This is a genomic window from Amycolatopsis sp. CA-211722 (genome assembly GCF_056828465.1).
On the sequence record NZ_CP184752.1, the window covers coordinates 5,515,219 to 5,540,824 of the forward strand.

At 69.8% G+C, this 25,606-nt stretch carries 27 protein-coding genes; 17 read left to right on the plus strand and 10 right to left on the minus strand.

Annotated elements, in window-relative coordinates; genetic code table 11:
* Positions 1 to 20: 20 nt before the first annotated feature.
* Positions 21 to 2,291: a tetratricopeptide repeat protein gene (locus ACOCEP_RS26215; RefSeq protein WP_482331647.1), complete on the minus strand. Its 2,271-nt coding sequence runs from the start codon at positions 2,289 to 2,291 to the stop codon at positions 21 to 23.
* A gap of 389 nt (positions 2,292 to 2,680) precedes the next feature.
* Between ACOCEP_RS26215 and ACOCEP_RS26220 the strand changes: the two genes are divergently transcribed.
* Positions 2,681 to 3,616, plus strand: a complete 936-nt coding sequence (locus tag ACOCEP_RS26220; protein WP_482331649.1) for a DMT family transporter — start codon at positions 2,681 to 2,683, stop codon at positions 3,614 to 3,616.
* Here the strand turns inward: ACOCEP_RS26220 and ACOCEP_RS26225 are convergent.
* The gene (locus ACOCEP_RS26225) at positions 3,541 to 4,047 is read right to left on the minus strand and encodes a GNAT family N-acetyltransferase (protein ID WP_482339827.1); all 507 of its coding nucleotides are present in this window, start codon (positions 4,045 to 4,047) and stop codon (positions 3,541 to 3,543) included. The genes ACOCEP_RS26220 and ACOCEP_RS26225 overlap by 76 nt on opposite strands.
* Before the next feature lie 135 nt (positions 4,048 to 4,182).
* Here ACOCEP_RS26225 and ACOCEP_RS26230 point away from each other — a divergent pair, with 135 nt between their 5' ends.
* Positions 4,183 to 4,383 carry a hypothetical protein gene (locus ACOCEP_RS26230; RefSeq protein ID WP_482331651.1) on the plus strand — a complete coding sequence of 67 codons (201 nt, stop codon included), beginning with the start codon at positions 4,183 to 4,185 and terminating at the stop codon, positions 4,381 to 4,383.
* 289 nt (positions 4,384 to 4,672) lie between these two features.
* Here ACOCEP_RS26230 and ACOCEP_RS26235 read toward each other — a convergent pair whose 3' ends face one another.
* Complete coding sequence (locus tag ACOCEP_RS26235; protein ID WP_482331653.1) at positions 4,673 to 5,032, minus strand: VOC family protein; 360 nt, start codon at positions 5,030 to 5,032, stop codon at positions 4,673 to 4,675.
* Between the two features lie 90 nt (positions 5,033 to 5,122).
* Here ACOCEP_RS26235 and ACOCEP_RS26240 point away from each other — a divergent pair, with 90 nt between their 5' ends.
* The 5 genes from ACOCEP_RS26240 to fgd all read left to right on the plus strand — a co-directional run bounded on the left by ACOCEP_RS26240 (position 5,123) and on the right by fgd (position 9,208).
* Positions 5,123 to 6,316, plus strand: a complete 1,194-nt coding sequence (locus ACOCEP_RS26240; protein ID WP_482331655.1) for a zinc-dependent alcohol dehydrogenase — start codon at positions 5,123 to 5,125, stop codon at positions 6,314 to 6,316.
* 59 nt (positions 6,317 to 6,375) lie between these two features.
* Complete coding sequence (locus tag ACOCEP_RS26245; RefSeq protein ID WP_482331656.1) at positions 6,376 to 6,792, plus strand: CBS domain-containing protein; 417 nt, start codon at positions 6,376 to 6,378, stop codon at positions 6,790 to 6,792.
* A 17-nt stretch (positions 6,793 to 6,809) separates the two neighbouring features.
* Complete coding sequence (locus tag ACOCEP_RS26250; RefSeq protein WP_482331658.1) at positions 6,810 to 7,337, plus strand: hypothetical protein; 528 nt, start codon at positions 6,810 to 6,812, stop codon at positions 7,335 to 7,337.
* A gap of 44 nt (positions 7,338 to 7,381) precedes the next feature.
* A complete protein-coding gene (locus ACOCEP_RS26255) occupies positions 7,382 to 7,858 on the plus strand; it encodes a DIP1984 family protein (RefSeq protein ID WP_457955657.1) in 477 nt (158 codons plus the stop codon).
* 345 nt (positions 7,859 to 8,203) lie between these two features.
* Positions 8,204 to 9,208: a glucose-6-phosphate dehydrogenase (coenzyme-F420) gene (gene fgd, locus ACOCEP_RS26260; protein WP_034319550.1), complete on the plus strand. Its 1,005-nt coding sequence runs from the start codon at positions 8,204 to 8,206 to the stop codon at positions 9,206 to 9,208.
* A gap of 46 nt (positions 9,209 to 9,254) precedes the next feature.
* On the opposite strand, the gene ACOCEP_RS26265 is transcribed toward fgd, so the two are convergent.
* Positions 9,255 to 9,668 carry an SsgA family sporulation/cell division regulator gene (locus ACOCEP_RS26265; protein WP_482331659.1) on the minus strand — a complete coding sequence of 138 codons (414 nt, stop codon included), beginning with the start codon at positions 9,666 to 9,668 and terminating at the stop codon, positions 9,255 to 9,257.
* 539 nt (positions 9,669 to 10,207) lie between these two features.
* Between ACOCEP_RS26265 and ACOCEP_RS26270 the strand changes: the two genes are divergently transcribed.
* From ACOCEP_RS26270 to kstD, 5 genes are all read left to right on the plus strand, one after another.
* A complete protein-coding gene (locus ACOCEP_RS26270) occupies positions 10,208 to 11,131 on the plus strand; it encodes an NsdA family TPR-like regulatory protein (protein ID WP_482339828.1) in 924 nt (307 codons plus the stop codon).
* Between the two features lie 61 nt (positions 11,132 to 11,192).
* The gene (locus tag ACOCEP_RS26275; protein ID WP_482331660.1) at positions 11,193 to 11,708 is read left to right on the plus strand and encodes a winged helix-turn-helix transcriptional regulator; all 516 of its coding nucleotides are present in this window, start codon (positions 11,193 to 11,195) and stop codon (positions 11,706 to 11,708) included.
* Positions 11,709 to 11,756: 48 nt separating this feature from the next.
* Complete coding sequence (locus tag ACOCEP_RS26280; RefSeq protein ID WP_482331661.1) at positions 11,757 to 12,275, plus strand: SRPBCC family protein; 519 nt, start codon at positions 11,757 to 11,759, stop codon at positions 12,273 to 12,275.
* On the plus strand, positions 12,275 to 13,312 hold the full coding sequence (locus ACOCEP_RS26285; protein WP_482331663.1) for an LLM class flavin-dependent oxidoreductase: 1,038 nt from the start codon (positions 12,275 to 12,277) through the stop codon (positions 13,310 to 13,312). Before ACOCEP_RS26280 ends, ACOCEP_RS26285 begins: the two co-directional genes overlap by 1 nt.
* 130 nt (positions 13,313 to 13,442) lie before the next feature.
* A complete protein-coding gene (kstD, locus tag ACOCEP_RS26290; protein WP_482331665.1) occupies positions 13,443 to 15,188 on the plus strand; it encodes a 3-oxosteroid 1-dehydrogenase in 1,746 nt (581 codons plus the stop codon).
* On the opposite strand, the gene ACOCEP_RS26295 is transcribed toward kstD, so the two are convergent.
* Positions 15,176 to 15,664 (minus strand): anthrone oxygenase family protein, encoded by a 489-nt coding sequence (locus tag ACOCEP_RS26295; protein ID WP_482331667.1) that lies wholly within the window; start codon positions 15,662 to 15,664, stop codon positions 15,176 to 15,178. The genes kstD and ACOCEP_RS26295 overlap by 13 nt on opposite strands.
* Positions 15,665 to 15,701: 37 nt before the next feature.
* On the opposite strand from ACOCEP_RS26295, the gene ACOCEP_RS26300 reads away from it, so the two are divergent.
* On the plus strand, positions 15,702 to 16,301 hold the full coding sequence (locus tag ACOCEP_RS26300) for a TetR/AcrR family transcriptional regulator (protein ID WP_482331669.1): 600 nt from the start codon (positions 15,702 to 15,704) through the stop codon (positions 16,299 to 16,301).
* A 90-nt stretch (positions 16,302 to 16,391) separates the two neighbouring features.
* Positions 16,392 to 16,931 carry a TetR/AcrR family transcriptional regulator gene (locus ACOCEP_RS26305; protein ID WP_482331671.1) on the plus strand — a complete coding sequence of 180 codons (540 nt, stop codon included), beginning with the start codon at positions 16,392 to 16,394 and terminating at the stop codon, positions 16,929 to 16,931.
* Between the two features lie 178 nt (positions 16,932 to 17,109).
* On the opposite strand, the gene ACOCEP_RS26310 is transcribed toward ACOCEP_RS26305, so the two are convergent.
* Together ACOCEP_RS26310 and ACOCEP_RS26315 are read right to left on the minus strand one after the other, a co-directional pair.
* On the minus strand, positions 17,110 to 18,672 hold the full coding sequence (locus ACOCEP_RS26310; protein WP_482339829.1) for an amidase: 1,563 nt from the start codon (positions 18,670 to 18,672) through the stop codon (positions 17,110 to 17,112).
* A gap of 338 nt (positions 18,673 to 19,010) precedes the next feature.
* Complete coding sequence (locus ACOCEP_RS26315; RefSeq protein ID WP_482331673.1) at positions 19,011 to 19,754, minus strand: IclR family transcriptional regulator; 744 nt, start codon at positions 19,752 to 19,754, stop codon at positions 19,011 to 19,013.
* Between the two features lie 178 nt (positions 19,755 to 19,932).
* Here ACOCEP_RS26315 and ACOCEP_RS26320 point away from each other — a divergent pair, with 178 nt between their 5' ends.
* A complete protein-coding gene (locus ACOCEP_RS26320) occupies positions 19,933 to 21,333 on the plus strand; it encodes a serine/threonine-protein kinase (protein WP_482331675.1) in 1,401 nt (466 codons plus the stop codon).
* Here ACOCEP_RS26320 and ACOCEP_RS26325 read toward each other — a convergent pair.
* Both ACOCEP_RS26325 and ACOCEP_RS26330 read right to left on the minus strand, forming a co-directional pair.
* Positions 21,308 to 22,165, minus strand: a complete 858-nt coding sequence (locus tag ACOCEP_RS26325) for an LLM class F420-dependent oxidoreductase (RefSeq protein ID WP_482331676.1) — start codon at positions 22,163 to 22,165, stop codon at positions 21,308 to 21,310. The two genes, ACOCEP_RS26320 and ACOCEP_RS26325, sit on opposite strands and share 26 nt — an antisense overlap.
* Before the next feature lie 26 nt (positions 22,166 to 22,191).
* Complete coding sequence (locus tag ACOCEP_RS26330; protein WP_482331677.1) at positions 22,192 to 23,382, minus strand: cytochrome P450 family protein; 1,191 nt, start codon at positions 23,380 to 23,382, stop codon at positions 22,192 to 22,194.
* A 106-nt stretch (positions 23,383 to 23,488) separates the two neighbouring features.
* Between ACOCEP_RS26330 and ACOCEP_RS26335 the strand changes: the two genes are divergently transcribed.
* A complete protein-coding gene (locus ACOCEP_RS26335; RefSeq protein ID WP_482331678.1) occupies positions 23,489 to 24,565 on the plus strand; it encodes a TetR/AcrR family transcriptional regulator in 1,077 nt (358 codons plus the stop codon).
* Here ACOCEP_RS26335 and ACOCEP_RS26340 read toward each other — a convergent pair.
* A complete protein-coding gene (locus ACOCEP_RS26340) occupies positions 24,562 to 25,086 on the minus strand; it encodes a GNAT family N-acetyltransferase (RefSeq protein ID WP_192745067.1) in 525 nt (174 codons plus the stop codon). The genes ACOCEP_RS26335 and ACOCEP_RS26340 overlap by 4 nt on opposite strands.
* Before the next feature lie 79 nt (positions 25,087 to 25,165).
* Here ACOCEP_RS26340 and ACOCEP_RS26345 point away from each other — a divergent pair, with 79 nt between their 5' ends.
* Positions 25,166 to 25,534, plus strand: coding sequence for a winged helix-turn-helix transcriptional regulator (locus tag ACOCEP_RS26345; RefSeq protein ID WP_457955643.1), 369 nt, complete (start codon positions 25,166 to 25,168; stop codon positions 25,532 to 25,534).
* Positions 25,535 to 25,606: the final 72 nt, after the last annotated feature.

Here is a 25,606-nt window from a genome sequence, read left to right on the forward strand (position 1 = left end):
AAGGTCCCCTTCAGCCCGCTCTAGACCGCGCCTTCGAGACGGCCCCGCAGCACGCTCGCCTTCCGGTCGTCGAGATCCATGACGAGCTGGAGCGCGTCGCGCCAGACGGCCATGGCCTCGCCGGTGTGTCCCCGCGCGGCCAGCGCGCAGCCGCGTTCGTCGAGCGCGTCGGCCTGCCCCCAGACGTCGCCGCAGTTCCGGTACGCGGTCAGCGCCTGCTCGCAGTACCCGAGCGCCTGCTCGAGATCGCCGAACCGGCGGCAGGTCCTGGCCAGCGGCACGAGGGCGAAACCCATGCCGTGCTGGTCGGCGTCCTTCGCGTAGACGTCGAAGGCGCGCCGGCCGTGGTCGAGGGCCAGGTCCCGCTCGCCGAGGTCGCGATACGCGCGGCCGATGTGGACCCGCGCGGTCGCTTCGCCGAGCCGGTAGCCGATCCGGACGTTCACCTCCACGCTCTGCCCGGCGAGCCGCACGGCTTCGGCGTAGTCCTCCCGCTCGTGCGCGATGTTGCCGAGCCCCACCAGCGCCCAGCCGAGGCTCGGGTTCTCGCCGATCTCTTCCGACAGCTCGACGGCCTGGCCGAACAGTTCGCGCGCGCGGTCGAGGTCGCCGCGCCGCCGGTGCGCCTCGGCGAGGTTGATCGCCGACCACGCCAGCCCGCCGAGGTCACCGCCGGCCTTCGCGGACTCGATCGCCACCTCGTGGCTGGAGATCCACGTCTGCCACGGCCTGCCGAGCAGGTGGTAGTCGAACAGTTCCACCGGCAGCCGCCAGCCGATCTCGTAGAGCCCGTGGTCCAGCGCCAGCCGGGCGACACCGGTGATGCTCGGCATCTCCGACGCGCACCAGATGTAGGCCTCGTCGAACGTGGCGAACCGGAGCGGCTCGACACCCTCGGGCGCGGGCCCCAGGTCGACGTGGTGGTCGCGGGCCGGGGTCAGCGTCCAGCTCGCCGCGTTGGCGGCATACAGGTACCAGTGGGTCAGCCGGGAGACCGCCTCCTGCCGCTCGTCCCGCCATCGCTCGGCGTTGGCCTCTTCGGCGGCGTAGACGCGGAGCAGATCGTGGAACCGGTAGTACCGCGCGCCGACCTGCTGGACGAGATGCGCGTGCACGAGCTTGTCGAGCACCCGTCGCGCCTCGTGGTCCGGGAGACCGGCGAGCGCGGCCGCCGCGCCGGCGGTGAACCGCGGCCCGGGATGGAGACCGAGCAGCCGGAACATCCGGGCGGTGTCGGACTCCAGCGCGCGGTACGACCAGCTGAACGCGGCCCGGACCCCGACGGCGTCGTCGTCGACCGCGAGCAGTTCCAGCCTTCGCCCCTCGGCGACGAGTTCACGGGCGAGGTCGCCGACACTCTGATGGGGATGCGTGGCGACCCGTTCGGCGGCGATGTTCACCGCGAGCGGGAGCGCCGCGCACAGCCGGACGAGCCTGCCGACACCTTCGGGATCGCCGGCCGCGCGGTCGTCACCGATGAGATCGGCCATGAGGCGCGCCGCTTCGAGATCTTCCAGTGGCTCCAAGGAAACCTGGACCGCGCCGGTGCCGACGACCAGACCGGACAACCGGCGCCTGCTGGTGATCAGCACGGTGGTGTCCGGGGTGCCGGGCAGCACCGGCCGCACCTGGTGCGAATCGAGGGCGTTGTCCAGCACGACGAGTGTGCGCTGGCCGCGCAACAGGCCCCGCAGGAGCGCCAGCCGCATGTGTTCCTCGGCGGGGACACGGTCGGGACGTACCCCGACGCAGCGCAGCAGATCGTCGAGGATGTCGGCGGGTTGCGCGGGAGAACCCGCCGCGTAACCGCGAAGATCCGACCAGAGGACGCAGTCGAACTCCGTTTGCCGCCGGTTCGCCCACTTCAGCACGAGCGCGGTCTTCCCGACCCCGGGCGGCCCGGCCACGAAGACCACTTCGGCCGCTTCGGTGAACACTTTTTCGTCCAGCAGCGCCAAATGTTCCGCACGGCCGACGAAATGGCCGGGCGGCGGGGGAAGGTGCACATAGGGTTCCGCGCGGGCGGCCTCGGCGAGCACGATCAGGGCGCCGCCCGCGCCCAGCGCGCGATCGCACGCTTCGGCGAATTCCGCGCTCGGCGGGGTGAGCCCGCGTTCGACCCGGCTGATGAGGCTTTTGTCGACATAGGCGAGTTTCTGCAGATCCCGCAAGGCCAGCCCGCGAGCCTGCCGTCGTTGCCGCAACGCGCGCCCGAAGGTCAGCGCGGCCGTCGAAACCGGGCGTGCTCCACCGGTCTCCCCGGATCCGGCCGAGCCGGAATTCTCGGTCACCAGAAGCACCTTTCTCCCCGCTGCGCGGCAGATGGTGCCACAACCTTCCCATTGCCTGGGTCACAACCTGGCCACCGGGTATGCGCGGGTGCGAAGACAGCCCCCAAACTGTGCGAGAACGCGCCCGTTCCCCACCGGTGCGCCAGGTGAAAGGGAGGTGGATCATGCGCGACCGCGAAATGTGAGCAGGCCCTGTTCCGCCTCGCGAACGACCGGGCGAGTACTGATCTCCTCGGAAACCGGCCGTGGCCGCCGTTCCCCGCGGCCACGGCCGGGACCCTTCGAAACATGTAGGACCGCTTAACGTCGGTGTAGATCTTTTCACTTGTCCTGACGAGTCGCCCGAGGCAGCTTGGAGAGGTATCGAGCTGCCCGGCGAAAGGAACGAAGTGAGCATCGGCGCGCCGGGAACCCTGGTCCGGATGGGCGTTCTCGCCCTGTTGTGGGGATCGGGATTCCTCTGGATCAAGCTCGCCCTGACCGGGTTGCCGCCCGTTCAGGTGACCGTCATCCGCTGCGCGCTCGGCGCGGCCGTCCTTCTCGTGCTGAGCCGCTGGGCCGGGCAGCGCCTCCCGCGAGGCCGCCGGATCTGGGGCAGGCTCCTCGTCGCCGCCTTCTTCTGCAACGCCTTGCCGTTCGCGTTGTTCAGCATCGGCGAACTGACCGTCGACTCCGGTGTCGCCGGGGTGATGAACGCGACGACCCCGCTGTGGTCGCTGCTGATCGGCATCGGGATCGGCACCGAACGCCGGATCACCGCGGTCCGGGTCGGCGGCCTCGTCCTCGGTTTCGCCGGCATCCTGCTGATCTTCGCGCCCTGGCAGACGAGCGGCCTGCTGGGCTGGGGGACACTGGCCCTGCTCGGCGCCGGCATCAGCTATGCCATCGCTTTCGCTTACATGGGAAGGAAACTCGTCGGCGAAGGCGGTCCGATCGCGATCTCCGCCGCGCAACTGCTGACCGCCACCGGCCTGAGCGCGCTGGCGCTGCCGTTCGACGCCGCGCCGTCCGGGCCGCTGAACGTGACCGCGGTGATCGCCGTCGTCGTTCTCGGGATCTTCGGCACCGGGGTCACCTTCTACCTCAACTACCGGCTCATCGCCGACGAAGGCGCGACTTCCGCGGCGACCGTCGGCTACCTGCTGCCGGTCGTCTCGGTCGCGCTGGGCGCGCTCGTGCTCGGCGAGGAACTCGGCCCGAGGGTGCTCGCCGGAATGGCCGTGGTGCTGTTCGGTGTCGCGCTGACCCGCTACGTGAGGTCTTCGGCGAGCAAGTCCATCAGCAGCCCGTCGTGCCAGCCTTCGCCGTCGGTGTCGCGTTCGTAGCCGCGCATCACCCCGACCTCCCGGAAGCCGACGGCCTTGTAGCAGCGGATGGCGGCGTGGTTGTCCACGGCGGGGTCGATCACCAGCCGCCGGTGCCCGCGATCGTGCAGGAGATGCCGCGCCATCGTGCGGACGGTGTCCGTGCCCAGCCCGCGGCCGTGGGCAGCCGGGTCCAGGAAGAGGTCGACCGACGCGTGCCGGTACATCGGGTCTTCCTCTTCGCCGTACTGGACGAAGCCGCGGACGACACCGCCTTCCAGGACCGTGAAGCAGGTGGTCGTGGGGTCGTCGAACGGCCAGGTGGGGGAATCGTCGACCGAACCCCAGCGGGCCCCGACCTCGGCCGTGCCGCGGATCCGCCGCAAGTCCGGGACATGGGCCTCGGTGACCGGGGTCAGGGTCACGAACTCCCCGTGCAACTCGGTGGTCAGTTCCCGCTCCGTCCGCTCGTCCGAATGGCGCCAGTCTAGGGAGAAACCGCCTGGGGCGCCGCTGGAAACCGCAAGAACGCGGGGGCGTTCGCCGCCGGAATCCGGTATCAACGAAAGGGACGACGGAGGTGGGTCATGGGGAACCCGTTCGAGGAAATGCGTCCGGTGGAGGAACTGGTCGACGGTGGGGCGACCGCGGTGCGGGCGGCCGTACTGCGCAAGGCGACCGAAGCGGTGGTCGCGAACGCCCGGGACGCGACGGATTGCCGGATGCTGCTGGAGATGCTGGGGCTTCATTCCGAACGGCCGGTCCGGACCGAGGACGAGGCCGCCTGAGCCCCGGCGGCCTGGTGAGTGGTTAGGACGGTCGGGTGACCGGCGCTGGGGGGTGCTCGGCGAGGTGAAGGGAGCTTTCCCCTCATCGCACGCGAGGAAAGTCCCCTTCGCCACAGATGGTGCGGTCCTTATGGGCGACGGAAGGCTCGAACACGTCGCGAAAGCCACTTTCGCGACGCCACATGTCCCGAAAGTGGCTTTCGCGACACCGAAGGCCGCATCCAGCAAGCGCCCGAACACGCCACATTCGCCCTACGGGTCACCAGAACCACTCACAAGCCCGAGTGGGTCAGCGCCGCGGAAGCACGCAGAATTCGTTCTCTTCCGGATCGGCCATGACCACCCAGTCGTCCGACTCCGGGTCTTCGAGGATCTTCGCGCCGAGTGACACGAGCCGGGCGACCTCCTCGCGCTGTTCGAGTTCGGTGGGCGCGATGTCGAGATGCAGCCGGTTCTTGCCCGGCTTGCCCTCTGGGACCGGCTGGAAGAGCAGGCTCGGCACGTCGGGGCTCTTCAGCTCGACGTAGGTCACCCCGTGACCGTCGGTCCACCGTTCGGTCTCGGGGTAGCCGAGTGCTTCCTTCCAGAACGCGGCCAGCGCTTCGGCCTCACGGCAGTCGACGGTGACGGCGAGCATCCGGGTTCGCATGGATCCACGGTGGCACGGAACGGCGAGGTTTGCCGGACGCGCGGAGGGGCATCCGGCGGGGGACCAGAGCCACTTGCCGAAGGGAGCACCATGAAGGCCGTCACCTGGCACGGGAAACGCGATGTCCGGGTGGACACCGTCCCGGATCCGAAACTGGTCGAACCGACCGACGCCGTCGTGCGGATCACCTCGACCGGTATCTGCGGCTCCGACCTGCACCTTTACGAGGTCCTCGGTGCCTTCATCGACGAGGGCGACATCCTCGGCCACGAGCCCATGGGCGTTGTCGAAGAGGTCGGGTCCGGGGTGACCAACCTGAAGCCCGGCGACCGCGTCGTGATCCCCTTCAACATCTCCTGCGGCCACTGCTTCATGTGCGACCGCGGCCTTCAGTCGCAGTGCGAGACCACGCAGGTCACCGACCGCGGCAAAGGCGCGGCGCTGCTCGGCTACACCAAGCTCTACGGCCAGGTCCCCGGCGGCCAGGCCGAATACCTGCGCGTCCCGCAGGCCCACTACGGCCCGATCAAGGTGCCGGACGGTCCGCCGGACGAGCGGTTCGTGTACCTCTCCGACGTCGTGCCCACGGCATGGCAGGCCGTCGACTACGCGAACATCCCCGAGGGCGGCACGGTCGTGGTCTTCGGGCTGGGCCCGATCGGCCAGTTCTGCTGCCGCATCGCGAAACACCGGGGCGCGGGCAAGGTGATCGGCATCGACCTGGTGCCGGAACGGCTCGCGAAGGCCGCCGCGGCCGGCGTCGTCACCTACGACACGCGGGAGCACAAGTACCTCGGCGACGTCATCCGCGAGGCCACCGGCGGCCGGGGAGCGGATTCGGTGATCGACGCCGTCGGGATGGAGGCGCACGGCGCCCCGGTCGGGCGGCTGGCGCAGAATCTCGTCGCGCTCCTGCCCGATCCGATCGGCGCGAAGATCACCGAGAAGGCGGCGATCGACCGGCTCAGCGTGCTGTACGCGGCCATCGACTGCGTCCGTCGTGGCGGGACGATCTCGTTGAGCGGCGTCTACGGCGGCATGGTCGACCCGCTGCCGATGATGGACCTGTTCGACAAGCAGATCACCCTGCGGATGGGACAGGCCAACGTCCGGCGCTGGATCGACGACATCATGCCGCTGATCACCGACTCCGCCGACCCGCTCGGCGTCGAGGGGTTCGCGACGCACAAGCTCCCGCTGGCGGAGGCACCGCGCGCTTACGAGATCTTCCAGAAGAAGCAGGACGGCGCGGTCAAGGTCCTGCTGGAGCCGTCGGCGGCTTGAGGTGTCGCCACGCGGATGCCGGGTATCCGCTATCGGACAGTGACGATGGGAGCGATGCGATGACCACGGCACGAGAGATCATGACCGCGGGGGCGACCTGCGTGTCCGCGTCGGAAACCGTGCTCGACGCGGCGAAGAAGATGGCCGCCGAGTCGGTGGGCGCGGTCCCGATCTGCGGCGAGGACGGCAAGCTCACGGGCATGCTGACCGACCGCGACATCGTGGTGAAGGTGCTCGCCGAGGGCAAGGACCCGAGGGCGCTGCACGCCTCCGAGCTGGCCCAGGGCGAGGCGGTGACGATCGGCGCGGACGACGACGCCGAGGAGATCATGCGCACCATGGCGAACCACAAGGTCCGGCGGCTGCCGGTGATCGACGGGCACCAGCTGGTCGGCATCGTGGCGCAGGCCGATGTGGCCAGGGCACTGCCCAACCCGGACAGCGGCGAACTGGTGGAAGCCCTGTCCTACGACTGACGCGCCATACTCCTTCGGTGGCGTTCTTAGACATCGAGGGTTATGAACCCGTGTGGCTCTCCGGACTCGAGACGATCCGGAGGGCGCACGGGGATCGTTTGCGCGCGCTGATCGGCAAGAGGCTTCGGCACGTCCACCTCACCTGGTTCGTCGAATACGACGAATGGCTTTCGGGCGCGCCGGTCGTGGCCGACTTCGGCGGCGAACGGCTGGAGATCACGCACTGGAAGTTCGACGAGGTTTCCCTGACCTGGAACACGATCGACCCGTACGGGAAGTCCTCGTGGGACTGGGGTGATCCGACCGAGCCGAGCCCGTTGCGCTGGCGGCAGGATGTCTTCCCGGAACTGTCCGCTTTGGAGGGGCAGGTGCTCCAGGACGTCGAGCTGCTCGGCTGCGTGACGCGGGACATGGCGAACGGCATGGTCGCGCTCGGTTTCGTCTTCCCCCAGGGACGGTTCACCGTTTTCAACGCCTTGGACGAGAACGGGATCGAGTTCACCGAGCCGGATTCGTCCTACGACAGGCACTCCGTGGCGGGCTGAAAAACGGGATGCGGCGGTCTTCGATCTTGGTGATACTTCCCGGCATGTCCCGGATCAAACTGGCCGAAGCGCTCGCGCTGCGCGCGGACGCGACCAAGAAGGTGGAGGCACTGCGCTCCAGGATCGTCGACAACGCGCGCCACCAGGAGGGCGAGGAACCGTCGGAAGACGCGTCCGCCCTGCTCGTCGAAGCCGAAACCGCGCTGGACGAACTGGAGTCGCTGATCCGGCGGATCAACCGGACCAACGCCGCGACCCCGCTCGGGGAGGGCACGATCACCGACGCGATCGCGCGCCGCGACGTCCTCCGGCTCAGGCACGGCGTCCTCACCGCGGCCGCCGACGCCGCGGCGGGCCGCAACCAGGGCGGCTACGGCCGTCAGCTCCGGTCGGAGCTGCGGTACCTCTCCGCGCTCCCGGTCGCCGAGCTGCGGTCCCGCGCGGACCGGGTCGCCGGGGAGATCCGGGCGGTCGACGTCGAGATCCAGCGCACCAACTGGGAGACCGATCTCCTGGACTGAACGTGGAAGCGGGTAGCCCTCCGGGAAGCGGGCACAAGCCGAGGGCCGGCGGTACTCCGGCCCACCTCCTGGTACGTGGCGGGCAGCGTGGGGTTCGACTCCCCGGTCACAACTCCGCCCAGCACCACGCACAGGTGACGGCGCAACCGGCACAGTTCATCACCACGTGCCGATCCCGGAGGGTGAGGGCGGGTACGGGGTCTTTCCACGCATTCCCGGGGACATTCCCAGCAGACACAGTGGTGTTCCCGACACTCTTCACCCCGTCGAGGCATGGGCGGGGCTGATCGACTCTGTGCCAAGGTGAAAAGCGGAACAACCCATGAGCCCAGGTGGTGACCCCGGATGGCACTGAAGATCGGTTACAAGGCGTCGGCCGAGCAGTTCGGCCCGCGCGACCTCGTCGAGTACTCCGTGCTCGCCGAGCAGGTAGGGCTGGACAGCGTGATGGTCAGCGACCATTTCCAGCCTTGGCGGCACCAGGGCGGGCACGCGCCGTTCTCCTTCGCGTGGATGGCGGCGGTCGGCGAGCGCACCGAGCGGGTCGTGCTCGGCACCAGCGTGCTCACGGCGACCTTCCGGTACAACCCGGCCGTGGTGGCGCAGGCGTTCGGCACCCTCGGCAGCCTGTACCCGGGCCGGGTGCTGCTCGGTGTCGGCAGCGGTGAGGCCCTCAACGAGGTCGCGGTCGCCCGCATCGAGTGGCCGGCGTTCAAGGAGCGGTTCGCGCGGCTGCGCGAGGCGATCGAGCTGATGCGCAAGCTCTGGTCCGAGGAGCGCGTCACGTTCGAAGGCGAGTACTTCCAGACCACCGACGCCACCGTGTACGACCGCCCCGAGGGCGGCGTGCCGATCTACATCGCGGCCGGTGGGCCGGTGATGGCGAAGTACGTCGGCAAGCAGGGTGACGGCTTCATCTGCACCAGCGGCAAGGGGATGGAGCTCTACACCGAGAAGCTGCTGCCCGCGGTCGCGGAAGGCGCGGAGCAGGTGGGCCGGAGCACCGGCGACATCGACAAGATGATCGAGATCAAGCTGTCCTACGACCCGGATCCCGCGCAGGCGCTGGAGAACACCCGGTTCTGGGCGCCGCTCTCGCTGACGCCGGAGCAGAAGGCCGGTATCGAGGACCCGGCGGAGATGGAGAAGGCCGCGGACGCGCTGCCGATCGAGCAGGTCGCCCGCCGCTGGATCGTCACTTCCGACCCGGCGGACGCCGTCGAGCAGATCAAGCCGTACGTCGAGGCGGGCTTCAACCACCTCGTCTTCCACGGTCCCGGCCACGACCAGGAGCGGTTCCTGCGCTCGTTCTCCGAGCAGGTGGTCCCGGGGCTGCGCGAACTCGCCTGACCCGAGGTGGAGGGCGGCACCGGGCGAGCGGTGCCGCCACCGGCCGTCAGGACTCGGTGACGAGCTTGCCGATCTCCTGGTCGAAGTCGAACCATTCCGGCTCGGAGCCGGCGGGTACGACGTCGTAGGTGCGGTCGAGGAATTCGGCCAGTTCCTGTGCCGGGGCTTCGAGGACCGCGCAGCCGTCGGGCGCGCTGAGGGCGAAGATCACGATCGAGGTGTCGTCGGCCGGGCTGATGATCACGTCGCCCTCACCCGATGGGGTGAGGAGCCCGTCCGCGAGGAGATCGCGGCCGAACATCCAGCGCACCGTCCCGCCGCCCGAGTGGTAGGCCACCACGACGGCGTAGGGGTCTTCGGGGTCGTATTCGAGGTCGGCCCGCACGGGGAGCGGGTCCGCACCGAAAGTGCGCAGGCCGAAGACGATCGTCCCCCGGATGAGGTCGCTTTCCTTGTCCAATGCTTCAGCCCCTTACGTTCGGTTGCTGTTGATCTTCAGCTATGGATAACGCAATGTGAAGTCTTTTCGTGACCCGAGTTGACAAGGTTCACACGTTCGGCTGAGAGCTGCGTCTCACGTGCTCACGGACCGTCTTCGGTCGGCACGTGGGGTGAGCAAGCGGGAAATGCGATCATCCGTGCAAAAGAAAGATACTTCGCACGTGCATATTCCGGTGAAGGAAATGTGGGCAGCCATTCGGCGGAGTGAATCCGTATTGTCGGCGGTTTACCATCAGCACGCGTCGTTCAAATATTTCCAGGAGACCGGCGTGGCTCCGTCCTGGACCTCGGCGAGCTTGGTCGTTGTGGATCGGGAGGGAGCGATAATGGGCGTACGAATCACCGTCGTCATTCCGAGGGAAGACTCCGCGCGGCGGGATGTGAATCGGGGACCGCGCCGGCGGACGGTGCCCGTGCCGGTCCTGCCCCCGCCGGGCTTCGGGACCGCGCCGGCGGTGCCCCGCGTGCAGGGGCGTCGCCGTGATTGACCGGCTCCCGATGCGCGTCGGGCAGGCCGACATCGACCGGCTGGAGGGTGTCATCGCCGCGCTCCGGGCGCGCGACTACCGGGAAGGCGGTGGATCCTGCCGGGAGCTGCTGCGCGTACTGGAGCCCTACGGTGCCGCGTTGCGGCGCGGGATGATGTCCGAGCCGCTGGCCCGGCGGCTGGCCGGAGTGGTCGCGGATCTGCACAACCTGAAGGGCTGGACGGAATTCGACTCGGGCCGTCCCGTGCGGGCGGAGCGGCACTTCCGCCGCGCGCTCGACCTCGCGGCGGAGGCTCGCGACGACGATCTCCTCGCCAACGTCCGCTACCGGCTCGGCCGGATGTACCTGCATCACCGGTCGCCCTCGGAGGCGCTCGAGCAGTTCGGCCAGGGGCAGGTGGCGGCACGCCGTGCCGGGCGGCCGCTGTCACAGGCGATCCTGTCGGCGAACGAGGCCTGGGCCTACGCGCTGCTCGGCGACGTCCGTCAGGCGCTCGACAAGATTTCCCTCGCGCCGGAACAATTCGCGGACTCGGTCGGCGACACCGTCCCGTCGTGGTCGGCGTTCTTCACGGCCACCGACCTGGCCGCGATGATCGGCACGGTGCGCACCGAACTCGCCAGGCTCGTCGACGTCCGGCACAGCAGGCAGGCCATTCCCGCGCTCACCGAAGCCATCGACGGCTACGGGCCGGACATGCTGCGCAGCCGCTCGCTGACGATGATCTGGCTCGCGGTCGACCACGCGCTGGAGGGTGATCTCGACCGGGCGGCGGAGGTCGGTCTCGCCGCGATGGACATCGCGGACGGAATCCGTTCCGCGCGGACGCGAGATCGTTTACGGCCGCTGTCGGAAAGCGTGCGGAAGCGGGTGGGCGATATTAACGCGCGAGATATCCTTGACCGGATCGCAACATTCCGCGCCAGCGCCTGAGCGCGGCGAGAATGGGTGGAGGAATGACCGGATCAATTTCGCCGGGCGTAGGCTCGCGGGTATGAAACGGACTTCGTTCGCGCAGTGGCCGTGTTCGATCGCGCGCACCATGGACCTGCTGGGCGACTGGTGGACGCCGCTGGTCCTGCGGGAGGCGTTCTACGGGATCCGCAGGTTCGACGAGTTCCAGCAGCAGCTCGGCATCGCGCGGAACACCCTCGCCGACCGGCTGCGCCGCCTGGTCGCGGAAGGGTTGCTGGAAAAGTGCGCCTACCAGGCCGACCCCGTCCGTTACGACTACGTGCTGACCGAGAAGGGCTCGGATTTCTACGGGGTGCTCGCCGCCATGTCGCGCTGGGGCGACCGGTGGCTCTCCGGGGACGACGGGCCGCCGATCACCCTCCATCACGAGACCTGCGGGCACGACACCCACGCGGAGGTCGTCTGCGCGCACTGCTCCCGGCCGCTCACCGCGGAGAACACCCGGGCGCGGCTTGGCGCGGGCTATCCGCCGAAGCTCGCGAGCCGGCCCGACGTCATCCGCCGGTTCGCCGCGCAGGAGGGTTTGACAACCTAAGTCCATCTACGCAACTATCGAGGTCACAGGCATGGGAGGGTGACCACGATGGAGTGGACGGGCGCCAAGTACGCCGACGGGCCGACGGTCGAGGTCGAGGCCTGGGTCGATGCAGCCCCGGAGCGGGTCTGGCCGATCGTGTCCGATGTGCGCCTGATGCCGGAAATGAGCCAGGAAGTCCACTCGGTCGAGTGGTGCGACGGCCCCGAGGACGCGCCCGCCGTCGGCAGGCGGTTCGTCGGCCACAGCAAGCACGACTCGTTCGGCGAATGGTCGACCACGTCGTACGTCGTCGAATGCGAGGCGCCACGGGTCTTCGCCTGGGCGGTGCAGGATCCCGAAACGCCGACCGCGGTGTGGCGGTTCACCCTCGAGCCCGAGAACGGCGGGACGAAGCTCCGGCAGTGGATGCGGATGGGGCCCGGCCGGTCCGGGCTCTCGCTGGCCATCGATCGGATGCCGGACAAGGAGGAGAAGATCGTCTTCGTCCGGCTGCGCGAGTTCGAGAACGCGATGACCGGGACCCTCGCCGCGATCAAGGAGCGCGCCGAGGCGGGCGGCGCGTGATGCGGACGGCGACCACGGTCGAGGCGTCCCGCGGCTGGCGGGAGACGCTGGATTTCGTGCTGGAGGCCGAAAAGCTCGGTCTCGACGAATGCTGGGTCGCCGAGGCGTGGGGCTCGGACGCGCCGTCCGTCCTCGGCTATCTCGCGGCGCGGACCGAGCGGATCCGGCTCGGCTCGGGCATCATCCAGCTCGGCACCCGGACCCCGGTGGCGATCGCGCAGACCGCGCTGACCCTTTCGGAGCTCTCCGGTGGCCGGTTCGCCCTCGGGCTCGGCGCGTCGGGGCCTCAGGTGATCGAGGGGCTTCACGGGGTCCCGTTCGCCCGGCCGCTGACGCGGATGCGGGAAACGGTCGCGATCATCCGTCAGGCGTTCGCGGGGGAGAAGATCTCGTTCTCCGGCAAGGAATTCGAGATCCCGCTGCCGGGTGAGAGCAGGCCGATGCGGCTGTCGGCGGCGCCGAATCCGGAGATCCCGATCCACCTCGCCACGCTCTCGCCGAAGCTGCTGGAGCTGACCGGCGAGATCGCGGACGGCTGGCTGGGCACCAGTTTCGTCCCTGAGGGGGCACAGGCCTACTTCTCGCATCTCGACGCCGGCCTCGCGAAAGCGGGCCGCACGCGGGCGGATCTCGAAGTCTGCCAAGGCGCCGAGGTCGCCTTCGCCGCCGACGAGGACGAGTTGCGCGGGATGGTCGCGGGCCGCAAGGCCGAACTCGCGTTCAGCCTCGGCGGGATGGGTTCGGCGAAGACGAACTTCTACAACAACGCCTACAGCAGGCAAGGCTGGGCCGAGGCGGCCGCGGCGGTGCGGGAACGCTGGCAGGCGGGCGACCGGGAGGGCGCCGCCGCGCTGGTGACCGACGAGATGGTGCTCGGCACGACCCTGATCGGCACCGAACCGATGGTCGCCGAACGGCTGCGCGTCTGGCGGGACGCCGGTGTGGACACGGTCCGGCTGTACCCGGCGGGGGAGACGGTCGCCGATCGGCTCGCCACCCTCGGCCGCGCGCTGGAGCTGGTCCGCGCGCTGGGCTGAATGTCCGCGCCGGTTGAGGTGACCGGCCGAGCGCGGCGGGTCCCGCCTGCTCCAAGCGGGTAGAACTTGTTCCACTTTTGCCGCCGTCCGGAGACCATGACCTCGCTCGATCCCCACGCGAGGAGGCTTCATGGGTCCCGATTCCGGTCTGTCCCGGCGCCAGGTCCTTGTCGGCACCGGGCTCGCGCTCGCTTCGGGACTGCCGTTCGCCGGGACGGCTTCGGCCGCGTCCGCGGTGCTCGGCGAGTACGACGTCGTCGTGGTCGGGGCGGGCGCGGCCGGGATGACCGCCGCGCTGACCGCGGCGAAACGCGGGCTCAGCTGTGTGGTGCTGGAGAAGGCGGCGAAGTTCGGTGGTTCGGCCGCCCGGTCCGGGGCGGGGATCTGGATTCCGTGCAACCCGGTGCTGGCCGAGGCCGGCGTCCGCGACACCCCGGAACAGGCCGCACGGTACTTGGCCGCCGTGGTCGGCCCGTCGATCCCCGCCTCGCGGCAGCAGGCCTTCCTCGCCAACGGCCCGGCGATGCTGTCGTTCGTGATGGCCAACAGCCCGCTGCGGTTCCGCTGGATGGAGGGCTACAGCGACTACTACCCGGAACTGCCCGGCGGGATGCCCGGCGGCCGCTCGATCGAACCCGACCAGCTCGACGGGAACGTCCTCGGTGCCGAACTGGCCAATCTGAACCCGCCCTACCTCGCCACGCCCGCGGGGATGGTCGTCTTCAGCGCCGATTACAAATGGCTCGCGCTGGCCGCCGTCAACCCGAAGGGCGCCGCGGTGGCGGCAGCCTGCCTCGCCCGCGGCACGGCCGCCGCCCTCGCCGGGCAGAAACCGCTCACCATGGGGCAGTCGCTGGCCGCGGGACTGCGGGCCGGGTTGCAGCGCGCCGGGGTGCCGGTCTGGCTGAACACGCCGTTGACCGATCTCGTCGTCGAGAACGGGACGGTCACCGGCGTGACCGTCGCGGCGGGCGTGGTGAAGGCGCGGCGCGGTGTCATCATCGGCTCCGGCGGCTTCGAGCACAACGCCGCCATGCGGGCGGAATACCAGCGCCAACCCATTGGTACACAATGGACTGTCGGGGCCCGGTCGAACACCGGGGACGGGATCCTGGCGGGAAAGCGGGCCGGAGCGGCACTGGACCTGATGGACGACGCCTGGTGGGGTCCGGCGATCCCGCTCCCCGGGGAGCCGTACTTCTGCCTCGCCGAGCGGACCCTGCCCGGCGGGCTGATGGTGGACGCGGCGGGCGAACGCTTCGTCAACGAAGCGGCGCCCTACAGCGACGTCGTGCACACGATGTACGACCGGAATCCGACGTCGCCGACGATTCCCGCGTGGCTGGTCGTCGATCAGCACTACCGCAACCGGTACCTCTTCCGCGACGTCGCGCCGCTGTTGCCGTTTCCCGACGAGTGGTACTCGTCGGGAGCGGTCAAGAAGGCGTGGACCGTGGAGTCGCTCGGCGCCGCGATCGGTGTCCCGCCGCGGGCACTGCGGGCGACGGTCAACCGGTTCAACGGGCAGGCGCTGTCCGGTGTGGACAGTGACTTCCGCAGGGGTGCCAGCGCTTACGACCACTACTACACCGATCCGTACGTCCTGCCGAACTCCTGCCTCGCGCCGCTCTGGGAGCCGCCCTTCCACGCCTTCAAGATCGTCCCGGGCGACCTCGGCACGAAGGGCGGGATGCGCACCGACGCGCGGGCCCGGGTCCTGCGGGCGGGCGGCTCGGTGATCCCGGGCCTCTACGCCGCCGGGAACGCCAGCGCGGCGGTGATGGGCAACAGTTACGCGGGGGCGGGGTCGACGATCGGCCCGGCGATGACCTTCGGGTACGTCGCGGCGAACGATCTCGCGGATCAGCCCGGCTGAGCCACGAGGGCACGGTCGGCGACCCTGAGTCGTGAAACGACGATCACGAGCACGAAAGCGGCGAGCGCGGCGACGGTCCGGACGACGTTGTAGGCCTCCCACTGATCGAGGATCGCCGCGTGGTCGCCCGGTGCGGAGGTGACCGCCCAGACCTTGATCCGGCCGTTGATGGGCACGTTCCCGAAGCGGGTGACCAGGAACGACGTCACCGCCAAGGCCGCGGCGGCGCCGGCCAGCAGCCGTGCCCGCCCTCGGCTCAGGAAGGCGAGCGCGAGGGAACTGATCGCCGCGAGCGCCATGGCGGTCTGCATGACGACGCCGTTCCGCTGCATCAGGGCGGAGTGGAAGGTCAGCCGCACGTCGAGCGGGACGACGTCGAATGTGGCGGCGACGTTGACCATGCCGTACCCGAACGCTCCCGCGAGCAGGCCTGTCGACAAAAGGGCGACACCAGTCGCGAGGCTTATCTTTGACATGCTGTCAAAGGTAGCGGCCTGGGTTAAGGTTGACAACATGTCTGAGGTGGCCGAGGGGCGGCGGCGGCGGCGGAGGACCGACGCCGACCGCAGTGTCGCTTCGATCCTCGCCGCGGCCAAGGAAGTCCTTGGCACACAAGGCCAGGCGAGCGTCGAGGACATCGCGAGGGCGGCCGGGGTGAGCAGGCAGACCGTGTACGCGCACTTCAAGACCCGTGAAGCGCTCTTGAGCGCGGTGATCGACACGGTGTCCGAGGAGGCCGCGAACGAGATGGACGCCGCGCGGCTCGACGAGGGTCTCGCGGCCGACGCCATGCTGCGCCTGCTCGACGTCGGCTGGCAGATGTTCCGGCGCTACCCGCTGCTGCCCGCCGGCGCCGCCGAGGAGAACGACCCCGAAGCCGATCGGGACCGCCACTCGGCGGTGTCCGATCATCTGGACCGGCTGCTCACCCGGGGCAAGGCGTCGGGCGAGTTCGACCGGCGGCTCGCGAATCCCTGGCTCGTCAGCGCGATCGTGGCGCTCGGGCACGCCGCCGGGCAGGCCGTGGACGCGAAGCAGATGACGTTGGAAGACGGTGTCGACGCGCTCGCCGAGAGTGTGCTGCGGCTCTGCGGTGCCGCTCGGCGGGACTGACGGACACGGAACGCCCCGAAGCGCTCACGGCCGGTTCCGCACCCGTTAAGGTGGGGCGTTCGCGTGGCATCAAGGGCTGGGGGGTCCGCCATGATCAACAAACGTGCCTATCACCACGGGGATCTTCGTCGTGCGCTCGTCCTCGCCGCACGGGAGCTCCTCGTCGAACGAGGTCCGGAGGGGGTGAGCCTGCGCGCCGCGGTCGCGAAGGTGGGTGCGTCCACCGCGGCGCCGTACCGGCATTTCCGCGACAAGGACGCGCTGCTGGTCGCGGTCGCGCTGGAGGGTCATGCCGAAGTGCAGGGACGGCTGCGTGACTGCGGCGCCGGGACGGTCACCGCGCTCGGGCGGTCCTACCTCGGCTTCGCCCTGGAGCATCCCGCGCTGTATCGCCTGATGGCGGGCGCCGGTATCGGTGACCGCGCCGCGTATCCGGAACTGGCCGAGGCCCACCGGGTGACCTGTGCGCTGCTCGCCGACCGCGTGGGGGAGCGGAACGATCCTGGTGGGTTCGCCGTCACGCTCTGGTGCCTGCTCCACGGGCTGGCGACGCTGGTGATCGACGGTCACGTCGAGCGGGAGGCGGCGGTCGCCGAAGTGGAGCGCAGCCTCGGGCTGCTGGTCCATTAGGCGAGGAGGTGTGTGGATTTTGGTGCGTTGGGTGACCAGAAATCCACACTGTGCCTCCTGCGACGTGGGGGTGTGTGGAAATAGGGACGTCGAACGTCTCTATTTCCACACACCCCTCACTCGCGGTGACACTTCTGCACCTCAGCCGGCCACCCTTGCCTTACCCCGCGACCCCGGATCAGCCGATCGACGGGATGAAGGTCGGCAGCCGCCGGACCTTCGTGTCCTGTTCGAAGGCGTAGGCGATGGCCAGCAGCGACGGTTCGCTGAACCGCCCGCCCATGATCGACAGCCCCAGTGGCAACGGTCCGGCGTACGCCATCGGCACGGTCATGTTGGCGTAGCCCGACACGGCCGCCGGGCCGGACGAGTCGATCAGCAACGCGCCGTCGCCGACGCCGAGCTGGGTCTTCCACGCGGCGTTGTTCGTCGGCGCCACGATCGCGTCGAGCTTCTCACCGCGCAGCGTCTCGTCGAGACCCCGCCGGGCGGCGCTCGTCGCGGCCTCCCGCATCGCGCGGTACGCCGGATCGTTGAGATCACCGGTGGTCGCCTGCGACCGGTCCCACAGGTTGTGCGTCCAGTACGGCATTTCGATCGCCGCGTTGTCCAGGTTGTACTGGATCAGCCCGGCCAGGTCGGCGGGGTGCTTGCCGCCGGTGGAAGCGAGGTAGGCGTTGATGTCGTGCTTGAACTCGGTCCGGATCGCCGGGAACTCGTTGGCCGCGATGACGTCCAGATAGGGGATGGTGATCTCGACCGTGGTCGCGCCGAGCTTCCGGAGCCTGCTCAATGCCTGGTCGAACGCCGCCTTCGTCGTGTCGTCCGGGGTGTAGACCTCGCGCCAGACGCCGATCCGCTTTCCGCGCAAAGCGTTGGGGCGCAGGAATCGCGTGTAGTCGTCGAGTGACTGGCGGGCGGCGTCGACGGTGATCGGGTCACGACGGTCGGCCCCGTTCAGTGCCGCGAGCAGGATCGCGGCGTCGACCACGTTGCGCGCCATCGGGCCCGCGGTGTCCTGCTGTTTCGACACCGGAACGATCCCGCTGCGGCTGACGAGCCCGAGGCTCGGCTTGACCCCGACGATGCCGTTGGCGCCGGACGGGCAGCTGATCGAACCGTCCGTTTCGGTCCCCACGGCGACGGTCGCCAGGTGTGCGGCGACGGCCACTCCCGGGCCGGACGAGGAGCCGCACGGGTTGCGGTCGAGGACGTAGGGATTGGCGGTCTGCCCGGCGAGCGGGCTCCAGCCGTTCGACGAGCTGGTGGAGCGGTAACTCGACCATTCCGAAAGGTTGGCCTTGCCGAGGATGACCGCCCCGGCCTCACGCAGGTTTTCGACCACTCCGGCGTCGCGGTAGGGGCGGGATTCCAGCAGCGCCGTCGAGCCCGCCGTGGTCGGCTGCCGGTCCGCGGTGTCGATGTTGTCCTTGAGCAGCACCGGAATCCCGTCCATGGGGCCCTTCGACCGGTGCCGGTGCCGCCGCAGGTCGCTTTCCGCGGCGAGCCGCAGCGCGTCCGGGTTCGTGGTGAGGACCGCGTGGAGCGTCGGGTTCAGCTTGCGGATCCGCTGCAGGTAGAAGGCCGTCAGCTGGACCGAGGACAGCCGTCCCGAGCGCATCGCCCGCTGCAGATCGGGGATCGTGGCCCGCTCCAGGTCGATCCCGGCCACCACGGGGCGGCCGGAAACCCCGGTGGCCGACGCCGGGACCGCCGTGGTGGCCGACGCCGCCGACACCATGATGAGAAACGCGGCTACGGCCACGCCCCGTCTTTTCCAGGAATGTCTTCTCAAGGAATTCCCTCCTTGTCCGAAAGAATTCCTGAACAGTACGTGCGCCGCTCCGTTTCGGAAGCACCTCGAAAAGCGGGAGAACGGTGATTTGATCGCCGCCTGCCGGCCGGTCCGGTAGGCGATCGGTCACGCAAACAGTATGCCGGGCAAGGGTGATCTTGGTTTCGGCACTGGGTGCCGCCGGGTGTGGACGCACGGTGAGGGGTACCGTCGGAAATATTCCGCCTGAATTAGGTGAGGCATCCGGTTTCGCGTTTGTTCGCGGATTGTTCGCGCTTCGCCGATCATCCCGCCCGGTTCCGCCGCGCGCATTCGGCGAGCGCGGCGCCGAACGCGCGTGCGGTACTCGTCAACCCGGCCACCGCGGAAACCGGGTCGCGGCGGGCGGGCAGGACGGCGGCGAGGGCCGCGCCGACCCGGCCGTCCGGGGTCCTGATGCCGACGGCGGCGCAGCCGAGCCCCGCGGTGATCGTCTCCGATTCGGCCGCGTATCCGGTCTCGCGGATCTCCAGCGCGTCCGTGTCCGGTTCGGCGAGCGCCGGGTGGTGGGCGGCGAGGAGTCGTCCGGCGGCGGTTCCCGGCGGAAGCGGGCGGCCCGGGTACACGGGGACGTCGTCGGCGGGGAGGACGGCGCCCGCGGCGACCAGCGCGCGGCCCTCCCTCGGGACCACGAGCACCAGGCTCGCGCGCATCCGCGCCGACAGCGACGGCAGCCGTTCCTTGGCCAGGTCCCGGAGTTCGGGCTGCCAGAACCGCCCGAGGCGGAAGACGCGCGAACCGATCCGGTAGCCGCGGTCCGCCCGTTCGACCGCGCCCAGGTCGGCCAGCTGGTCCAGCAGCCGGTGCACGGTGGTCTTCGGCAGCCCGGTCGCCCGCACGAGCTGGGTCAGCCCGGCCTGCCCGCCGTGTTCGTCGAGTGCTTCGAGCAACGCGAAGGCGCCTTCGAGCACGCCGCGTCCACCGATCGTTTCCCGCATCGCCGCCCTTTCCCGGAAACAGGTCACACCGGAGAAGTAAAGTGCGCCCACGGCGGGACGGGATACGAACTTCGGGGCAGCCGATGGGGCGAGGTTCCGCTGAACGGTCCAGCGGGCGACGTGACCGACACCGCCCCGGAAACCACCCTGCCGGGTCCTGCCTCCCGGCGCGTTCCTGGCATGCTGGCAAGGTTCGCGCGAACGACACAGCTCCAGGGGGACGTCGACAATGGAGGAGATCCGCCGCCTCGCCGACCGGTTCGATCTCATCGAGCCCGTCGGCGGTGGCTCCATGGGCACCGTGTGGCGGGCGCGCGACGAGAACCTGGAGCGCACGGTCGCGGTCAAGGAACTCCTTCTGCCGCACGGGGCCGGTGAGCAGAAGGCCGACGAGGCCAAGAACCGCGCCCTGCGCGAGGCGCGGATCGCCGCGCGGCTGGTGCATCCGCACGCCATCACCGTCTTCGGCGTGATCGACGAGCAGGACCGCCCGTGGATCATCATGGAGTACCTGCCCTCGACCAGCCTCGCGGACAAACTGCGCGAAGGGCCGATGGAGGTCGACGACGTCATCCGCCTCGGCATCCAGCTGTGCTCGGCGCTGGCGGCCGCGCACCGGGCGGGCATCGTCCACCGCGACATCAAGCCCGGCAACGTGCTGCTCGGCGACGACGACACCGTCAAGATCACCGACTTCGGGATCTCGCGGGCGATGGGCGACGTCCAGCTCACCGCGACCGGCGAGATTTCCGGGACACCGGCGTTCCTGGCGCCGGAGGTGGCCCGTGGCGAGGACGCCACGTCCGCCTCCGACGTGTTCTCGCTCGGCGCGACGCTGTACACCGCGCTCGAAGGCGGCACGCCGTACGGTACGGCCGAGAACCCGATCGCGTTGCTGTACCGCGCGTCGAGCGGCGAGATCACCCCGCCGGTCAAGTCGGGGATCCTGACGCCGCTGCTGAACCGGCTCCTCGACGTCCGTCCCGACAGCAGGCCGACGATGGCCGAGACCGAGCGTGAGCTGCGGGCACTCGCGGCGGGGGAGCCGACGACACTGGTCGCCGAGGAACCGCCGCCGAAGGCGCGCAAGGGAATGCTGGTCGGCGTGATCGCGGTGTTCCTCGTGCTCGCGGCGGCCGCCGCCGCGGCCGTGGTCGTGGTGCTCAACCGCGACGACGACACCCCGTCCGGTCAGGCGCCGCCGCCGGCCTCCCAGTCGCAGTCCGCCGTCCCGACCACGTCGGAACCGGTCGCGCCGCCGCCTCCGCCGTCCTCGCCGCCGCCCTCGACGCCGCCGTCTTCGTCGTCTTCGTCCGCGCCACCTCCGGCACAGACGCCGGGGCAGGCACTCGCGGCGTACTACGCGCTCATCCCGGGGAACCTCGAGGCCGGGTTCGCGACGCTGACCGACAGCTTCAAACAGAACCGGAACCAGAGCTTCGAGCGCTATTCGAACTACTGGAAGCAGTTCAACGCCGTGACCGTGTCGAACGTGACCGAATCCGGCAACACGGTGACGGCGACGCTCACCTACGTGCGGGCCTCCGGCGGGACCACGACGGGGAGGGAGACCTTCGTCCTGGTCCAGCAGAACGGCAGGTACCTCATCGACTCCCAGCGGGCAGGCTGAGTTTCCCGGCGAGACGCTGAAGCCAGGCTTCGACCTCTTCGGGGGAGCGGTCCGGGAGGCCGAAGATCGTTTCGGTGACCCCGGCCGCTTCCAGCTTGGCCAGGTTCTCCGGATCGGGGCGGACGCCGAGTGCCGAAATCTCCGGCTCGCCCGAGCGGCCCTCTTCACGCCAGATCTCGCGGAGCCGCCGGGCTTTGTCCTCGATGTCGGTGTCGCCGGGGGTGGTGAGCCAGCCGTCGGCCGATTTCGCGATCCAGCGGAACGTCTTCTCCGTCGCGCCCGCGCCGACGATCACGGGGATAGGGGCCTGAGCCGGCTTCGGCCAAGCCCAGCTTGCGCCGAACGAGACGAACTCGCCCGCGTACGAGGCTTCGTCCTGGGTCCAGAGCGCGCGCATCGCCTCCAGGTACTCGCGCAGGACCGTGCGCCGTCTGCCGGCGGGGACGCCGTGATCGGCCAGCTCGTCGACGTTCCAGCCGAAGCCGACGCCGAGGGTGACCCGCCCGGCCGAGAGGTGATCGAGGCTGGCGATCGTCTTCGCCAGCGTGATCGGATCGCTCTCGACCGGGAGGGCCACCGCCGTCGCGAGCCGGATCCGGGTGGTCACCGAGGCAGCCGTGGCCAGCGCGACCCACGGGTCCAGTGTCCGCAGGTAGCGGTCGTCGGGCAGCGACGAATCACCGGTGCGTGGATGCGGAGCCTCCCGTTTGACCGGGATGTGCGTGTGTTCGGGCACGTGGAAGGTGTCGAAACCCGCCGCTTCGGCCGCGCGAGCGGCCGCCGCCGGACTGATCCCCCGGTCACTGGTGAACAGCACTATCCCGTGTCTCACAGCCGCTCACGCTATTAGAACGTGTTTCAGTTCGCAACCGTGGCGTGCAGCGTGACCGGCAGGGCGTTCAGCCGCCAGGTGCCGGGGTCCGGGATCCGCAGCAGGCCGTCGGCGAGGGCGAGATCGGGGAACCTGCGCAGCAGCGCGGTGAGCGCGACCTCGACCTGAACCCTGGCCAGGGAAGCGCCGAGGCAGAAGTGCGGCCCGTGGGCGAAGGCGAGGTGCCAGGCCGGTCCCGCCGGGCGCCGGATGTCGAAGACGTCCGGGTCTTCGAAGGCCCGGGGATCCCGGTTCGCGGCCGCGATCGCGACGGTAACAGGTTCTCCTTCGGGGATGAGGACGTCGCCGATCCGGACGTCCGTGGTGGCGAACCGGGGGATCGTCAGCAGCTGCGGGCTCTGCCAGCGCATCACCTCCTCGACCGCGCCGGGTATGAGCTCGGGGTTCTCGCGGAGCTCGGCGAGCTGTCCGGGGTGGGAGAGCAGGATCTCGACGGCGTTGGCGATGAGGTTGCCGGGGACCTGTCCGCCCAGCACGAGTTGCCAGACCAGGGCGACCAGTTCGGTTTCACTGAGCCGATCGCCGTCTTCGGCCTGGATCCGGAGCAGTTGGGAGACGACGTCCTCGCCCGCTTCGCGTTTCCGGTCCGCGATGGCGGCGAGCGCGCCCTCGACGATCCCGGGGACCGCTTTCGCGAGTCCCGCGCCGTCGCCTGCCGAGACCAGCGCGCCGTATTCGCGCCACCTCGGGCGGTCGGCCGCGGGGATGCCGACCAGTGCGCAGATCACGTCGACCGGGAGTGGCCGCGCGAAGGCGGTGACCAGGTCGATCCGGTCCTCGCCGGAGAGTTCGTCGAGGAGGTCGTCCACGAGCCGCTCGATGCCAGGGCGGAGCGCGGCGGCCTTGCGTGGGGTGAACGCGGGGGCGACGAGCCGCCGCAGCCGGAGGTGTTCCGGCCCCTCGACCTCCTGCATCGTGCGCATGTACGGGCGGCAGTGGTCGGGGATGTCCATTCGCTGGTAGCTGTTCGCGCTCAGGGCGAACCGCGGGTCACTCAGCATCTTCCGCGCCTCTTCGTGACGCAGCACCGCCCACATGGCGAACCCGGGTGCGCTGAGCCTGGCGATCGGGGAGCGCTCGCGGGCCGGGGCGTAGGCGGTGAACGGGTCGCGCATGACCTCGGGGTCGGTCAGGAGGATCTCGGGAACTTCGGACAAAGCGGCTCTCCCAGTTCGGATGTTCAAATCAGATGTTCTCATCATCTTAATGGTCAAGGTATCTTGATCCGGGTCCAAGAGCAACGTGCCGGCAGACGGGAGGCCGATGGTCCGGCTGAGCAGGGCGGAGACGCAGGAGCGCAATCGCGCGAAGGTGCTGGCCGCCGCGCGCGACGAGTTCGCGGAACAGGGCTTCCGGGACGCCAAGATCGACGTCATCGCCGAGCGGGCGGAGCTCACCCGTGGCGCGGTCTACTCGAACTTCCCGGGAAAACGCGCGCTGTACTTCGCCGTCCTGGCCGAACTGGCCGAGCGGCCCGCGGGAGCGCCCCACGCGGCGCCCGGTGAGACGATCGAGGGCGCGCTGGGCGCGTTGGCGAGGTCGAGAGTGGCCGCGTTCCCCCTAGGCGACGAGCAGGCGGGCCTCGCGCGCGACCTGATGCCGGAAGTGCTCGCGGACGAGCGTGTCCGGGGGCCGTTCGCTCAGCTGGTGAAGCTCAACGGCCTGCTGCTGGGACTCGCGCTGGAACGGCTCGCCCCGCCGGAGCGGCCGCCGGGCTCGCCGATCCCGCGCCGGGTCCGGCTCGCGGAGACCGTGCTGACCACGCTGCACGGCGCCGGTCAGCTGGCGGTCGCCGCGCCGGCCCTCGTCGAGCCCTTCGACGTCGTGAGCGCTTGCGAACGGTTGGCGGGACTGGCCTTCAACGACTGGTGGGCGCCGCCGGTCATCGCGCCCACGGCACGGGCGGCCGACCGGCCGTGGTCACCGCCAGAAGCCGTCGACCTCGTGCGCGCGGAATCGTTCGTACCCGCCGACGGCGTGGTCGTCGTCCTGGGCACGCATCGGCTCGGCGCCGCGGAAGAAGCCGTCCGGGCTCACGGCGGCGATGTCACCGTCGTCGTCGTGACCAGTGAGCCCGCCGAGCTGGTGCCGTTGACCCGGCTGATCGTCGCGGAAGTCTGCGGGGGGCTGCGGCAGGCTTTCCCGGAGCCGTCTTGGCCGCGGCTGCGCGTGGTGTGCGACGCGACCGGGGCCTTGGCGGCGGCCGCGGGGGTGCCGGCGGTCAGCGACGAGACCGAGGCCGCGATCCGCGTCGAAGGCGGCCGCGTCGTCGCCACGGCGGACGGGCACGGCGCGGGACACGCCGTCTCGGGCGAAGTGTCCCGTGTGGACAGCGCCTAGACGGTGTCCGTGTGCCGGATCCGGTACACCTGCAGGCGAAGGCCGTAGTACTTGTCGGTTTCCCCGACCCAGACCATCCCGAGCCGTTTCGCGGTCGCGATGGCGCGGGTGTTGTTCGGCCGCGCGACGGCGAAGAGCTCGTCGGTGTCCTGGGTGAACGCCCAGCCGATCAGCGCGCGGGCGGCCTCGGAGGCGTAACCCTCGCCCCAGGCGTCCGGATGCAGCTGCCAGCTGATCTCCAGGTCCTCTTCGTACGGTGGCAGCAGGTGGATGCCCAGCCCGCCGACGACGACGCCGTCCTCCTTGCGCTGCACCGCCCATCTCCCGCGTGGCGGCACGAGATTCGGCTGCGCCTGCTGCCAGGCCTGCAGAACCGAACGCATGGCCGCGGCGTCGGTCACGCGGTCCATCGCCGGGGTGAGCCAGCGGGTCACGTCGGTGGTGCCGTAGATCGCCAGCGCGGCTTCGGCGTCGTCCTCGGACCACTCGCGGACGACGAGCCTTTCGGTGGTCAAGTCCATAACAGAACGTTACGCGCCCCGGCACGGCCGTGGGGTGTCCGGATCATGACAACTCGGCAACCCGGCGTACCTTGGGCCCATGCGCGCCGACGCCTCGACGACCCCCGAACAGGCCTGCCCGATCGCCCCGGTGGTCGACCTCGTGTTCAGCCGCTGGACCACGCCGATCCTGTGGGCGCTCAACGAATTCGGCAGGCAGCGGTTCGTCGAACTCGAACGGCGCATCGGGTCGATCACGCCGAAGGTGCTGACGCAACGGCTGCGGCAGCTGGAACGCGACGGTCTGCTCACGAGGACCTATCACGCCGAGGTGCCGCCCCGGGTCGAGTACGAGATCAGTGAGCTCGGGCGGAGCCTGGCGCCGCTTTTCGCGACCCTCGCGGACTGGTCGACGGAGAACCTGCCGAAGGTGGAAGAGGCCCGGTCGGCCTACGACTCCGCTTCCTGAGACACCGGTTCCCTTGCCACCTCCTTGAATCCTTCACCTCGCCCTGCGCGAGGGTTGCGAAAGCCACTTTCG